General features: G+C 69.8%; 13 protein-coding genes. 8 read left to right on the forward strand and 5 right to left on the reverse strand.

The genetic code is table 11. The annotated features are described in order from the left end of the window. Positions 1-45: 45 nt before the first annotated feature. Positions 46-1,644, reverse strand: a complete 1,599-nt coding sequence (locus V7053_RS09815; RefSeq protein ID WP_334172099.1) for a stealth family protein — start codon at positions 1,642-1,644, stop codon at positions 46-48. Positions 1,645-1,718: 74 nt separating this feature from the next. Between V7053_RS09815 and pyrE the strand changes: the two genes are divergently transcribed. From pyrE to V7053_RS09830, 3 genes are all read left to right on the forward strand, one after another. Continuing rightward, positions 1,719-2,306: an orotate phosphoribosyltransferase gene (gene pyrE, locus V7053_RS09820; RefSeq protein WP_334172100.1), complete on the forward strand. Its 588-nt coding sequence runs from the start codon at positions 1,719-1,721 to the stop codon at positions 2,304-2,306. Continuing rightward, positions 2,272-3,369, forward strand: a complete 1,098-nt coding sequence (locus V7053_RS09825) for an alpha/beta hydrolase (protein ID WP_334172101.1) — start codon at positions 2,272-2,274, stop codon at positions 3,367-3,369. The genes pyrE and V7053_RS09825 overlap by 35 nt, the downstream gene beginning before the upstream one ends. A 112-nt stretch (positions 3,370-3,481) precedes the next feature. Further along, positions 3,482-3,886, forward strand: a complete 405-nt coding sequence (locus V7053_RS09830) for a hypothetical protein (protein ID WP_334172102.1) — start codon at positions 3,482-3,484, stop codon at positions 3,884-3,886. Between the two features lie 86 nt (positions 3,887-3,972). Here the strand turns inward: V7053_RS09830 and V7053_RS09835 are convergent, their stop codons facing one another. From V7053_RS09835 to V7053_RS09850, 4 genes are all read right to left on the reverse strand, one after another. Continuing rightward, positions 3,973-6,348 carry a glycoside hydrolase family 65 protein gene (locus tag V7053_RS09835; RefSeq protein ID WP_334172103.1) on the reverse strand — a complete coding sequence of 792 codons (2,376 nt, stop codon included), beginning with the start codon at positions 6,346-6,348 and terminating at the stop codon, positions 3,973-3,975. 76 nt (positions 6,349-6,424) lie between these two features. Next, positions 6,425-7,156 (reverse strand): HAD family hydrolase, encoded by a 732-nt coding sequence (locus tag V7053_RS09840; protein WP_334172104.1) that lies wholly within the window; start codon positions 7,154-7,156, stop codon positions 6,425-6,427. Between the two features lie 14 nt (positions 7,157-7,170). Then, positions 7,171-8,202, reverse strand: a complete 1,032-nt coding sequence (locus V7053_RS09845; protein ID WP_334172105.1) for a LacI family DNA-binding transcriptional regulator — start codon at positions 8,200-8,202, stop codon at positions 7,171-7,173. 141 nt (positions 8,203-8,343) lie between these two features. Further along, positions 8,344-9,228, reverse strand: coding sequence for an HAD-IIA family hydrolase (locus V7053_RS09850; RefSeq protein ID WP_334172106.1), 885 nt, complete (start codon positions 9,226-9,228; stop codon positions 8,344-8,346). Positions 9,229-9,363: 135 nt separating this feature from the next. Between V7053_RS09850 and V7053_RS09855 the strand changes: the two genes are divergently transcribed. From V7053_RS09855 to V7053_RS09875, 5 genes are read left to right on the forward strand one after another with little or no spacing between them, the layout of a single operon-like run. Beyond that, entirely contained in the window at positions 9,364-9,771 is a 408-nt protein-coding gene (locus V7053_RS09855) for a TOBE domain-containing protein (RefSeq protein WP_334172107.1), read from the forward strand. Further along, positions 9,768-10,568, forward strand: a complete 801-nt coding sequence (gene modA, locus V7053_RS09860; protein ID WP_334172108.1) for a molybdate ABC transporter substrate-binding protein — start codon at positions 9,768-9,770, stop codon at positions 10,566-10,568. Before V7053_RS09855 ends, modA begins: the two co-directional genes overlap by 4 nt. Further along, positions 10,546-11,364 (forward strand): ABC transporter permease, encoded by an 819-nt coding sequence (locus V7053_RS09865; RefSeq protein ID WP_334172109.1) that lies wholly within the window; start codon positions 10,546-10,548, stop codon positions 11,362-11,364. Before modA ends, V7053_RS09865 begins: the two co-directional genes overlap by 23 nt. Then, positions 11,361-12,434, forward strand: a complete 1,074-nt coding sequence (locus V7053_RS09870; RefSeq protein WP_334172110.1) for a sulfate/molybdate ABC transporter ATP-binding protein — start codon at positions 11,361-11,363, stop codon at positions 12,432-12,434. Before V7053_RS09865 ends, V7053_RS09870 begins: the two co-directional genes overlap by 4 nt. A 38-nt stretch (positions 12,435-12,472) precedes the next feature. Continuing rightward, positions 12,473-13,117, forward strand: coding sequence for a TrmH family RNA methyltransferase (locus V7053_RS09875; protein WP_334172111.1), 645 nt, complete (start codon positions 12,473-12,475; stop codon positions 13,115-13,117). The last annotated feature ends 10 nt before the right edge of the window (positions 13,118-13,127 follow it).

The raw sequence follows: 13,127 nt of genomic DNA on the forward strand, positions 1-13,127 counted from the left end.
CGTACCCGAGACGATCAGGGGTGGGGATAGCCGTACCCGAGACGATCAGGGGTGGCGCTCCCAGGGGGCCGGGATCGGGAAGTACTTCTCGAGGAAGTCGGTCACGCGCTCCTGTCTTTCCTGCGCGGGGACTTCGGGGAAGGACCCGTCGTTGAGGCAGAAGAAGTCCTGATTGCGCTTCTTGAGGAGCCTTCGCAGCAGTTCGAGCCCTGCATACATCGTCGTGTCGACGTAGAGGACCTTGGCGCCGACCTTCGTCACGGCCCGTCCCGTGAGCAGCGCGTAGTAGTGGTAGAGGGAGTTGGTGACGGAGATGTTGTCCTTCGCCCGGAAGCGGCTCGCCGCGGTCGACTCGAACTGCGGGGCGAACTCCTTCTCCATCTCGAGCAGCACGCTCTTCCTCAGCGGCGCGGCCGTGTGCTCGAGGTGGCGCGTGGTGATCCGCCCGAACCGCTCATAGAGGAGCTGCCTGTTGACCCGCGCCGCGTTCTCGAAGCCCGAACGCGAGAGGTGGTTGTCCCCGAGGCCGATCCGGGTCGACGCCTCGATGAACTTCGTGATCCCACCGGGGGAGAAGAACATGTCCGGGCCGATCGGCCTGCCGAAGAACATGTCGTCGTTGGAGTACAGGAAGTACTCCGAGAGCCCCTCGATGTGCTGGATCTGAGACTCGATGGCCTGGGAGTTGAACACGGGGAGCACCGACGGGTCGCGGAAATGCTCCTCGGCCCGGACGATGGTGATCTTCGGATGCTCCGCGTCGAGCCAAGCCGGGATCTTCGAGTCGGTGCAGATGAAGATCCGCCGGATCCAGGGCGCGAACATGTGAACGGAGCGCAGGGCGTACTTGAGTTCGTCGATCTGCCGGTAGCGGGCTTCCGCCTCGTCGCCCTCGCCCAGTGGCACCCCCGGCAGGAACGAGGCGCGGAAGCGGAGGAAGTCGGGGTCGCTCCCGTCGACCCACGAGAACACGATGTCGATCTCGAAGTCGATGTCCGTCGCGTGGTCCGCGAACATGTTCTCGATCGTGGGCCACGTGCGTCCGAAGCGTTCCACGGTTCCCCGGGCGGCCTCCGCGCCGGGCAGGGTCCGCCGCGTCAGGGAGTTCTCGATGGGGAGCTGCAGCAGGTCTCCCTCCCATCGCCAGAGCTCGATCTGCACGCCGGTCTCCTGGCCGTAGAGCAGGCCGCCCTCCGGCTCGAGCCGCGGGCGGTAGAGCCGGAACATGCGCGCCTTCCCGCTGGCAGCGAGTCTCCCATCGGCCACGAGCAGGGCGGCGCCCTTCCGGGCGTCCACGGTGATGGAGTAGAACGGCTCGTTGCGGCACGCAGCCACGAGGGCGTCGCGGAGGTTCTTGCGCTGCTTCCAGTCCACCGCGATGACGGGCCGGGCATCATTGCCGCGAACGAGGAGGAACGGGATCCCCGCGTCGTCGAGGACGTCCCGGACGAAGAGCAGGTCCTCGACCATCGCCTCATGCGGCGTGAGGGTCCGATTGATGAGGGCGTAGCCGCGCTTGGTCTTGATGACGTCGTCCCGGTCCCCGAGCCGCCGGCCAGCCGCGGCGGAGGTCACTTCCTGGGCAGGCTGGACCTCGGCGTCGGGCGTGGCGAAGTAGACCTCGTCGGGGGTCGTGGAGTCCATGGATGCCTTTCGCGCGCTGGTGCTTGCGGGCGCCGCCGACAATCGCGTCGGGGGTTGCAACTAGAATCGTAGCCATGACTGCGCCCCTTGACTCTGCACTGCCCGACCTGGCCGCCGCTCGGGCGCGCCTCCTCGAGCTCATCAAGGAGCTCGCCGTCGTCCATGGGCGCGTGACGCTTTCGAGCGGCAAGGAGGCGGACTACTACATCGACCTTCGCCGGATCACGCTCCACCACGAGGCCTCGCAGCTCGTGGGCCGCGTGATGCTGGACCTCATCGACAGCGCTGGCGTCGGCGTAGAGGCCGCGGGCGGGCTCACGATGGGCGCAGACCCGGTGGGCACGGCGATCATGCATGCCGCGCGCGAGGCCGGCCGCGAGGTTGACGCGTTCGTGGTCCGGAAGGCCCAGAAGTCCTATGGCATGGGACGCCAAGTCGAGGGCCCGTCGGTCGAAGGGCGGAAGGTCGTCGTCGTCGAGGACACCTCGACCACGGGCGGTTCGGCGCTGACCGCCGTCGAGGGAGTGCGCAACGCGGGCGGCGAGGTCACCGCCGTCGTCGTCATCGTGGACCGGGCGACTGGCGCGAAGGAGCGCATCGAGGCCGAGGCTGGCGTCCCGTACCTCTATGCCTTCAGCAAGGATGAGCTCGGACTCGACTGAGCGCCCGGAGGGAAGACCCGCCCCCGCCGGGGGTGGGCTGGATCACCTTGCCTCGCTGCTACGCTCGGCCGACCGCCTGCGGCGCGTTTCGCGACGGGCGTTCCTGAGCGGGACCATCGCCACCGGACTGCTCGCCGCAGACATGCTGGCGACGCGCGCGATCCAGGACGAGCGCCGGCAGACGGTCATGCTCACCGCGAACGACGACGACGCCAAGCGCCGCTTCCCCGGCACGTCCTGGGTCCTGTTCCCCGGCTACAAGACGAGCTGGGAGGAAGGGCAGCTCATCATCACGCTGCTCGCCCCGTCGCTTGGCGAGCGCGGCCAGCTCGCGTCGCTCGGCTATTCGAACGACGGCCTCGACCTCGACCAGATCGTGGCGGCCATCCTCCGGCACGCGGCCAAGAACCGGCTCACGGAACTGCACTTCTACGGCCACTCCTTCGGGGGGATGCTCGCGGTCGACGTCGCGTCCCGGCTGCTGCGGATGGGCGCCGCGCCGGGCGCCGACGTTCCCCGCGTCGGGGCGGTTGTCCTCGACTCCACGCCCGCCTCCAAGTACGACGTCAAAGACCTCACGTGGTTCGAGGGCATCGTGGACCTGTACGAGCTCGGCTTCCGGGTCCCGAGCGTGCTCCGCGGGGGCTACGAGCTCGGGGAGCGCATCATCAACAAGCACGAGCGGACGTGGACGCAGGTCGTCGACCAAGCGCTGGAGCAGCTCACGCCGCTCGCGCCGTCGAGCGTGCTCATCCAGACGGAGTCGCAATACATCTATGACTGGGACGTCACGCGGTTCGCGGGGGAGCTGGGGCAGATCCAGATGGGGTTCATCGGAAATCCGGGGGACCAGACCGTGGACTATGAGTCGGCGCGCACTCGCTGGCAGCGGTACTTCCCCGGCAATCTCGTCTCGTCGTCGCTCGAGACGACGGGCGCGTTCCCGGCGCACGCGAGCCCCGAGTGGAACGCGTCGCTCTACAACAGCGTCCTCGGCAAGCTGCTGCCCCAGCTCGTCCCGCTGCCGCGGCCGGTAGGGGGCGCCGGAGGCGGTGCGGGCTAGGGCACGGGCATGAACGGGACATAAGCCTCTTAGCGGCCCCGGGGGAGGCGCGTCTGATGGAGGTATGGCCAGAAGAGGAAGCCCTCCCCGTACACGGCGGCCCGGCAGCTTCATGTCGATTCTCATCAATGCTGCGCTGCTCTACGCACTCAATGCGTGGCCCACGTGGCACGCCGTGCCCTTCCTGACGCCCCGCACCGCGGAGGTTCTGGGCCTCGTCAACGCTTCGCTGATCGTGGGCCTGATCGTGAACGTCGTCTATCTCGCAGTGACGTCGCCGCCGATCTGGGCGCTCGGCCAATTGGTGGTCCTCGCGGTCGGGCTCGCCGCTGCGTTCCAGATCTGGAACGTGTTCCCGTTCGACTTCGGCGCGTACTCGTTCGACTGGGCTCTTGTGGTCCGGATTCTGCTCGTGGTCGGGATCGTGGGCTCGATCATCGGGCTCATCGTCCAGTTCGGCATGCTCATTCGGTCCCTCGCCGGCTTCAGCCGGCCGGTGCCACGCCCCAGGCCGTGAGGCGCGAGACAGGGCACGGCAGAAGAAGAGGCGGGGGGACGACGGCGGGTGCGCCCCCGCCGTCGTCCGCCCTCTTGGCCCCGAGATCAGGAGAGCGACGAAAGCGCGCTCAGGCCCGCCGTCGGGAAGGGCCGGGGGAAGACGCTCGGCTGGGGGGCCGTCAGTGACTCGAGTTCGACCGACGCCGGCTCCGCGCCGACCGCGACGATGCTCCCGCGCACGCTCACTTCGAGGGGATCGCCGGCCTCGACCTCGAGCTCGAGCCGCCCCGGCATGAGCCGCGCCCGCAGGGAGCGGCCCTGGAGCTGCAGCCGGAACTCGAGGCTCTCCCAGCCCTCAGGAAGGCGCGGGTCGAAGTACGGAAGCGCGCCCTGGTCGCGGAACCCGGCGAATCCGTTGACGAGCGCGGCCCAGACCCCGCCCGCAGACGCCGTGTGGACGCCGTCGATCGTGTTCTCGTGCAGGTTGTCGAGATCGATGAATGCGGCCGTGCTGAAGTGGCGCACCGCCTCGGGCGTGTACCCGACCTCCGCCGCCATGATGCCTTGCACGCACGCGGAGAGGGTCGAGTCCCCGGTCGTGATCGGGTCGTAGAAGTCGAAGGCGCGCTGCTTCTCCTCGGCCGTGAAGTCCTGCCACTGGAGGAGCATCGCGAGCACCGCGTCCGCCTGCTTGAGGACCTGGTGGCGGTAGATCACGAGCGGGTGGAAGTGCAGGAGCAGCGGGTACTGTGATCGCGGCGTCTCCCAGTCCCACGGCTCGAGCGTCATGAAGTCGGCGTCCTGGGCATGGACGCGCATGTCGGGGTCGTAGGGGAGCGCCATGCGCTCGGCGATATGCGACCACAGGAGCCGCTCGGTGTCGGAGACCGACGGGTGCGCGAGCGACGCGGCGGCGCGCAGATTGAAGCGGGCCATGACGTTGGTGTACAGGTTGTCGTTCACGACGGCCGTGTACTCATCCGGCCCCGTGACGCCGTGGATGTGGAAATGCCCGTTCTTGCCGAAGAAGCCGAGCGAGGCCCACATGCGGGCGGTCTCGATGAGGAGCTCGCCGCCCTCGCCCGCCAGGAACTCCCTGTCGCCGGTCGCCCACGCGTAGCGTGCCGCCGCATACGCGATCGCCGCGTTGATGTGGAACTGCGCGGTACCTGCGGCGTAGTAGGCGCTCGCCTCCTGGCCGTTGATCGTCCGCCACGGGAAGAGCACTCCGTCCACATTAAGTTCGGCGGCGCGCGCCGCGGCGGCGGGCAGCATCTCGTGGCGGAACCTGAGCACCTGCCGGGCGGCGTCAGGATCGGTGTAGGTCAGGTAGGGGAGGACGTAGATCTCCTGGTCCCAGAAGTAGTGGCCCTCGTAGCCCGAACCGGTGACCCCCTTCGCGGGGATGCCCGCCACGCCCGCGTGGGACGTCGCCTGCGCGAGCTGGAACAGGTTCCACCGCACCGCCTGCTGGAGCTCGGGGGAGCCGCCGATGGTGATGTCCGCCTTGGCCCAATAGCGCTCGAAGCGGTCCTTGCTCTCGGCGAGGAGCTCGTCGAAGGTGCGCAGCGACGCGGCCGCGGCCTCGGAGAGCGCGGCAGTGCAGCCGACGGGCTCGAGGGCGTCCCCCGCGAGATCGGGCGCGTTCTCGGCGCCGACCGCGTAGCTCACGCGCTTCTCGAGGCGGAACGTCTCGTGTGGGTCGAGCGGCAGCACATAGCGGACGCTGCCCCGGTCTGCCTCGGCCTCGGTCGAGAACGGCGGCATGGGCGTGTTGGCGACGTGGTCGACGGCGATCGCGACGTGCTGCCGTGAGGTCACCGTGGTCCACGCGAGGCGCAGGCTCCCGTTCATGCCTTCCGCGAGGGCCGAGTCGAGGACGCGGCCCGCGTGGCGGCCGGCGCGGCGGGGGTCGTGGTCGGAGTGGTCGTCGCGCGGCTGGTCCTGGCGATTGACGACGACGGACGAGACGTCCGCGACGATGCGGCGGTCCGCGCTGATCTCGAGTTCGATGCCGAGGCTCGCGCGGGACTCGGCGCCGACGACGCGGCGTTCACGGGTCGTGACGCGGGCGCCGGACGTGCATTGCCACACGATCCTGCATTCGTACACGCCCGTGGCGAAGTCGAGCCGTCGCTGGAAGTCTGCGACCTCCGACGTCGCGAGGCTGAGCTGCTCGCCGTCCACGCGCACGATCGTCTCGTGGGCGTCCGGGACGTAGAGGATGCGCTGGCCCTGCTTCGCGAAGCCGTAGGCGCTCTCTGCGTGACGGATGTCGAACGTCTCGTGGAAGCCGTTGAGGAAGGTCCCGGGGAGGGTGCTGTCGGACTCCGCCATATGGGCGCCGCGGATGCCGAGGTGGCCGTTCCCGAGGCTGAAGAGCGTCTCGAGGGCTCCCTCCGAGCCGGGGATGTGGCTCGTTTCGACGAGCGCCCACTCGTCGAGGGGGAAGCGGTGACGGTCTGAGGTGACAAGACTCATGGAGATGCCGTTTCTGGAAGGGGGATGGACCGGGCGGGCTTTCGCCCCGTCCGCAGGGGGAAGGGTCTGGGAAGGGCTAGATCAGCTCGGCGAGGTCGTCGACGACGTGGGTCGCACCCGCAGCGCGCAGGATCTCGGCGCCCGCTCCGCGGTCCACGCCGACGACGGCGCGGAACTCGCCCGCCGCCGCGGCCTGGACGCCTGAGACGGCGTCCTCGACGACGACGCAGGCCGAGCGCGGCACGTCGAGCAGCTCCGCCGCCCGGACGAACGTCGCGGGGTCGGGCTTGCCCGGGAGTCCCTCGCGCGCCGCGACCGCGCCGTCGACCACCACCGGGAATGCGTCGGCGAGGCGCGCCGCACGCAGCACGGCCGGGGCATTGCGGGAGGAGGAGACGACGGCGAGCTTGAGGCCGCGCTCATGGGCGGCCTCGACGAGGCGTACCGAGCCGGGATAGGGGTCGACGCCGTCGGTCTCGATGATCGTGTTGAAGAGGCGGTTCTTGCGGTTGCCGAGGCCTTGGACCGTCTCGTGGGCCGGGTCGTCGTCCTCGGGGCCCTCGGGCAGCGTGATGCCCCGCGAGGCGAGGAAATCGCGGACGCCATCGAAGCGGGGCTTGCCATCGATGTGGTCGAAATAGTCGGCGTCCGTGTAGGCGGGTCCTCGGCCCACGGCGGCGAGGTACTCCTCGAAGAGACGGCGCCACGCCAGCTCGTGCATGATCGCGGTGGGAGTGAGGACTCCGTCGAGGTCGAAGAGCAGGGCTTCGGTACCGGTCCAGATGTCCAGCTTGGTCTTGGACAGCATGTGGCCTCCGTGGTTCAGCGCCGCGAGCGGCGGGTGGTCTTGCGCTCGATCAGGGAAGTGGGCAGCCGGTGGTCGCGGGTTTCACCGGCGTCTTCAGGGTTCTGCAGCCGTTCTGCGAGCAAGGTGGCCGCGAAGGCTCCCTGGTCGGAGACGGGCTGGGCCAACGTGGAGAGTCCGAGGAATGAGCTCATGGGGTGGTCGTCGATGCCGATGAGGGACAGCTTCTTGGGGGCTGTGAGTCCGTGCTCCCGCATGGCCTTGAGGGCCCCGAATGCCATTTCGTCGCATCCGGCGAAGACGGCGCTCGGCACGGAGCGGTTCGCGATGAGTTCGGTCATGGCTCGATACCCGCCGTCGATCGTCGACTCGTCGCCGACGATCAGGTCTGGATGGGCGTTGAGGTGATCCTCGGCCAGCGCCCGCTCGAAGCCCGCACGTCGCTCCTTGGCCGAGGTGACCGTCCCCTCGCTGGGCTCACTCCCGGCCAGCATAGCAAGGTCCCAGTGGCCGAGGTCGAGCAGGTGGCGCGTGGCACTCCACGCTGCGGCCTCGTCGTCGATGCCGACGTTGTCCCACGGGACGTCGTGCAGACCGACACTCGCCACCGTCAGTTCAGACTCTGCAAGCGCTTCCAGCTCCTCGGGCCCGAGGCTGACTCCGAGGAGGAGGACGCCGTCGACCCGCTGCGAGAGTGCGGACGGATCGGAGAACACCCTGCCCTTGGCCTGGTCCGAGCCGCGGAGGCTCATCAGGACGGGATCGAGCCCGTAGCCGGCAAAGACCTCCTCCGCCGCTTCGACGGCCTCGGCGAAGAACCACTGGGTCGCCTTGGGTGCGACGATCGCAACGCTGCCTGTCCTGCTTGCGTCGGGGCGGGAAACGGCCGACGCCGGGCGGTAGCTCAGCTTCTCCGCGGCCTCGTGCACGTGGCGGCGGGCCTCGGGGGAGACGTCGGGAAGCCCGCGGAGGGCGCGGGACGCGCTGCAGACAGAGAGGCCCGAGAGGGTCGCGACATCATGGATGGTCGCCCGGGCGCGGTCAGCCACGGAACACGGCTCAACCCTTTCCTAACAAACGTGGACCAGCGTCCCCGCCCGACGCCCGGAAGAGTGTAAGCACGTGGTGTAAGCGTTTACAAGGCGGTCGAGGGGGAGTCCTTCCACTACCGTCCCGGTGTGGGCAGTGCTTCAGAGCTGCTGCAGGAGGTCCTGGACCGAGTTGACGACCTGGTTCGGGCGGAACGGGTAGGTCTGGATGTCCTGCTGCCGGGTGATGCCCGAGAGGACGAGGACCGTGTGGAGCCCGGCCTCCATGCCCGCGACGATGTCGGTGTCCATCCGGTCGCCGATCATGGCAGTCGTCTCCGAGTGGGCGTCGATCTGGTTCATGGCGGACCGGAACATCATCGGGTTGGGCTTGCCGATCGTGTACGGCTCCCTACCGGTGGCCTTCGTGATGAGGGCGGCGATGGCACCCGTCGCCGGGAGGACCCCCTCCTTCGAGGGACCCGTCGCGTCTGGATTCGTCGCGATGAAGCGCGCCCCGCCCACGATGAGCCGGATCGCCGTCGTGATCGCATTGAAGGAGTAGGTCCGCGTCTCGCCGAGCACCACGTAGTCCGGGTCCTGGTCGGTGAGGATCACGCCCGCCTCGTGGAGCGCCGTCGTGAGCCCCGCCTCCCCGATGCAGTAGACGCGGGCGCCCGGCATCTGGTCCTTGATGAACACGGCTGTCGCGAGCGCCGAGGTCCAGATGTTCTCCTCGGGAATGGACAGGCCGGACGACCGCAGGCGTGCGGCGAGGTCGCGGGGCGTGAAGATCGAGTTGTTCGTCAGCACGAGGAAGCGCCGCGACGTGTCGACCCAGCGCTGGATGAGCTCGTCGGCACCCGGGATGGGGTGATTCTCGTGCACCAGCACCCCGTCCATGTCCGTGAGCCAGCACTCGATCTCCTGGCCGCTGCGATACACGACCTTGCTTCCGACGGGGGCAGTCGTCGGGATCGTGTCCGTGTCGGGGGGTGTCGCGAGGGAACCGTCGCGCTCGGCAGTGGCAGCTGAGTAGTCGGCCATAGTTCCTCCTGATGGGGGACGGTCTCGGTCCAGTCTTCCACCTCCCCTCCCGGCTCGGGGAATGAGTTTTGCCACATCCGCAAATGCGGAAATAGTCGGCTTCTACTTCCGCAGGTGCGACCTTAGACTCGTGACATGCCTCTCCTCCGGATCGCTGAGGCCGCGGGCCTCCTCGGCGTGAGCGATGACACTGTTCGGCGCTGGGTCGACGCTGGTGCCCTGACGGCCGCGAAGGACGCGTCGGGCCGCTCCGCGGTCGACGGCGCCGAGCTCGCCGAACTCGCCCGCAGCCAGGCGACGACGCCCCGCGACGCGAGCGGCGTGGCGCGCTCGGCGCGCAACAGCTTCGTCGGCCTCGTCACGAACGTGGTCGAGGATCGGGTCATGGCGCAGGTCGAGCTGCAGTGCGGACCGTACCGGGTCGTCTCGCTCATGAGCTCGGAGGCCGTCCGCGAGCTCGGGCTCGAGCCCGGCAGCGTCGCGACGGCTGTCGTGAAGGCCACGACCGTGATCGTCGAAACGTCGGGACGGAAGGCGTCATGAGGCCCTTGCTGAAACAGGCCCTCGCGGCGGCCGGCGTCGCGCTCGCCCTGGCGCTCACCGCGTGCGGAGGGACCACGCCGGAGGCGCGCACGAGCGGCAGCGCGCCCTCGTCCGCCCCCTCCAGCGGGAGCCTGACCGTCTTCGCCGCAGCCTCGCTCACGGCGACCTTCACCGAACTCGGCCACGACTTCGAAGCGGCCCATCCGGGCGTCAAGGTGAACTTCGATTTCGGCGGCTCGTCAGACCTCGTCTCGCAGCTCCAGAACGGCGCGCCTGCCGACGTGTTCGCCTCCGCCGACCAGGCCAACATGACCAAGGCGACGAATTCCGGCCTCGCAGCCGGCACCCCGCAGGTCTTCGCGACGAACGTGCTCGAGATCGCGGTCCCCCCGTCCAATCCGGCCGGCATCCACACGTTCCAGGACCTCACGAAGCCGGGCGTGCGCCTCGTGGTCTGCGCCCAGCAGGTGCCGTGCGGGAGCGCAACCCAGAAGGCGGCGAAAGCGGCGGGGCTCAGCCTCAAGCCCGTGAGCGAGGAGCAGTCGGTCACCGACGTGCTCGGCAAGGTGATCTCGGGCGACGCCGACGCGGGACTGGTGTACGTCACGGACGTCAAGGGCGCCGGGGGAAAAGCGAGCGGGGTGAAGTTCCCAGAGTCGTCGTCGGCCGTGAACAGCTACCCGATCGTGGCGCTCAGAGAGTCCGCGAATGCCGCCCTCGCGCAGGAGTTCGTGGACTTCGTCCGTGGCTCCCAAGGGCAGAAGGTGCTCGGCGATGCCGGCTTCGGCGCGCCCTGAGTCCCGCCGATACTCTGGCCTCCCGCGCTGGATCTACGTCCCAGCCGGGCTCGGGGTCCTGTTCGTCCTCGTGCCGCTGGCCGGCATGCTCACGCGGGTCGACTGGCTGCACTTCGTGCCGCTCATCACGTCCGGGTCGTCGCTCGCCGCCCTGCGCCTGAGCCTCGAGACGGCGCTCGCGAGCACGGCAGCGTGCCTCGTCCTCGGCGTCCCGATGGCCCTCGTCCTCGCCCGCGGACCCGTCCTTGGCAGGCGATGGCTCCGGGCCCTCGTGCTCCTGCCGCTCGTGCTGCCGCCCGTCGTCGGAGGCCTCGCGCTCCTGTACACGTTCGGGCGGCTCGGGCTCGTGGGCCGCTGGCTCGACGTCGCGGGCGTGCAGCTCGCGTTCACGACCACAGCAGTCGTGATGGCGCAGACGTTCGTCTCGCTGCCCTTCCTCGTGGTGAGCCTCGAGGGGGCCTTGAGGACGGCCGGAGGGCGGTACGAGGCGGTGGCGGCGACGCTCGGCGCCGCGCCCACCCACGTGTTCTGGCGCGTCACGCTGCCCCTCGTGGTGCCGGGTCTGGCTTCGGGACTCGTGCTCTCCTTTGCCCGGAGCCTCGGCGAGTTCGGCGCCACCCTCACGTTCGCCGGCAGCCTCGAGGGCGTCACGCGCACGCTCCCGCTCGAGGTCTACCTCCAGCGGGAGGTCGATCCTGACGCGGCAGTCGCCCTCGCCTTCGTTCTCGTCCTGGTGGCCGGCGCCGTCGTCGGGATCGCGTACGGGCGGCGGCTTGCTGGGGCGGTCTCAGGGTGAGCTTCCGCCTGGAGGCCGCGATCGGGGAGCGGGGGTTCGACGCCACGCTCGAAGTGTGCGACGGGGAGACGGTCGCCGTGCTCGGGCCGAACGGAGCGGGGAAGTCGACGCTCTTCGCGCTCGCCGCCGGGCTGCTCCGGGCCGACGCCGGCCGTGCCGTCCTCGACGGCCGCGTCCTGTTCGACACCAGGGCCGGAGCCTGGGTCCCGCCGCACGCCCGCGACGTCGCGCTCCTTGCCCAGGAGCCCCTGCTGTTCCCGCACCTGAGCGTCGTGGACAACGTCGCGTTCGGGCCACGGGCAGCCGGCGTCTCGCGGCGCCCCGCTCGCGCGGCGGCTGAGCACTGGCTCGCGGAGGTCGACGCGCTCCCGCTCGCCGACCGGCGACCCGCGCAGCTCTCGGGCGGCCAGGCGCAACGGGTCGCGATCGCGCGAGCGCTCGCCGCCGAGCCCAGGCTCCTCCTGCTCGACGAGCCGTTCGCGGCGCTCGACGTCGCCGCGGCCCCCGCGCTCCGTCGTCTCCTGCGCCGCGTGCTCGCCGACCGCACGGCCGTGCTCGTCACCCACGAGGCCCTCGACGCGCACCTGCTCGCGGACCGCGTCGTCGTGCTGGAGGGCGGGCGGGTCGTGGAGGAGGGTCCGACGGCGGAACTGCTCGAACGCCCGCGGAGCCGCTTCGCCGCCGGGCTCGCCGGCCTCAACTTCCTTGAGGGACGCACGACGGCGCCTGGCCGGCTGCGTGTCGAGGGGCTCGGAGAAGTCTTCGGGATCGCGGCCCCGGAGTCGGACCCTGCGCTCGCAGGGGACGAGGCGGTAGCGGTCTTCCGGCCGGCGGACGTGTCCGTCTACCTGGCTTCCGGCCTCCCCCACGGTTCGCCGCGGAACGCGTGGCGGGCCGTCGTCGAGGAGCTCGAGCCGCGCGGACCCCAGGTGCGTGTCCACGCCGCGACGCCTCGTGCCACCATCGTCGCCGACCTGACCCCCGCAGCCGCCGCCGAGCTCGACCTCGCGCCGGGGACCGCCGTCGTCCTCGTGGCCAAGGCCGCGGCCCTGACTGTCTACCCGGCGTAGTCCGGTCCCGCCTCGGGCCGGTCCTCTACGCTGGTCCGGTGACGGAACACGGCGACCGCGGAGATGGGCGCGAGCATGAGGTCGGTGTCGGCCCGTGGGAAGGGGTCTGGCCCGAGGGCGACCACTGGGACCACGAGCTGCTCGCCCAGGGCGATCGCCGGAACGTCCTCGACCAGTACCGCTACTGGAAGCACGAGGCGATCGTCGCCGAGCTCGATACGCGCCGGCACGAGTTCCACGTCGCCATCGAGAACTGGCAGCACGACCTCAACATCGGCACGGTCGTGCGCACCGCGAACGCGTTCCTCGCCAAAGAGGTCCACATCATCGGACGACGGCGGTGGAACCGGCGCGGCGCGATGGTCACCGACCGCTACCAGCACCTCCGCCACCACGCGACGGTCGACGACTTCGTCGCGTGGGCGCGCTCCGAGGACCTGGCGATCCTCGGAGTCGACATCTTCCCGGACTCAGTGCCCCTCGAGACCTACGACCTCCCGCGCCGCTGCGTCCTCGTGTTCGGCCAAGAGGGCCCTGGTCTGACGTCCGAGGTGCACGCCGCCGCCGAGGCCACACTCTCGATCGAGCAGTTCGGCTCGACCCGCTCCATCAACGCCGCCTCGGCCGCCGCCATCGCGATGCATGCGTGGATCCGGCGGCACGTGTTCGGGCAGGTGCCCTAGGGCGCGAAGG

It is taken from the genome of Sinomonas sp. (assembly GCF_036848755.1).
Taxonomy (GTDB): Bacteria; Actinomycetota; Actinomycetes; order Actinomycetales; family Micrococcaceae; genus Sinomonas.

Excerpts from the sequence above, each read along its gene's own strand:
- V7053_RS09825 (WP_334172101.1), top strand. The coding sequence starts at position 2,272 with ATGCCTTCAGCAAGGATGAGCTCGGACTCGACTGAGCGCCCGGAGGGA.
- V7053_RS09840 (WP_334172104.1), bottom strand. The coding sequence starts at position 7,156 with ATGCTGTCCAAGACCAAGCTGGACATCTGGACCGGTACCGAAGCCCTG.
- V7053_RS09850 (WP_334172106.1), bottom strand. The coding sequence starts at position 9,228 with ATGGCCGACTACTCAGCTGCCACTGCCGAGCGCGACGGTTCCCTCGCG.
- V7053_RS09865 (WP_334172109.1), top strand. The coding sequence starts at position 10,546 with ATGCCGGCTTCGGCGCGCCCTGAGTCCCGCCGATACTCTGGCCTCCCG.
- V7053_RS09815 (WP_334172099.1), bottom strand. The coding sequence starts at position 1,644 with ATGGACTCCACGACCCCCGACGAGGTCTACTTCGCCACGCCCGACGCC.
- modA (WP_334172108.1), top strand. The coding sequence starts at position 9,768 with ATGAGGCCCTTGCTGAAACAGGCCCTCGCGGCGGCCGGCGTCGCGCTC.
- pyrE (WP_334172100.1), top strand. The coding sequence starts at position 1,719 with ATGACTGCGCCCCTTGACTCTGCACTGCCCGACCTGGCCGCCGCTCGG.
- V7053_RS09835 (WP_334172103.1), bottom strand. The coding sequence starts at position 6,348 with ATGAGTCTTGTCACCTCAGACCGTCACCGCTTCCCCCTCGACGAGTGG.
- V7053_RS09855 (WP_334172107.1), top strand. The coding sequence starts at position 9,364 with ATGCCTCTCCTCCGGATCGCTGAGGCCGCGGGCCTCCTCGGCGTGAGC.
- V7053_RS09830 (WP_334172102.1), top strand. The coding sequence starts at position 3,482 with ATGTCGATTCTCATCAATGCTGCGCTGCTCTACGCACTCAATGCGTGG.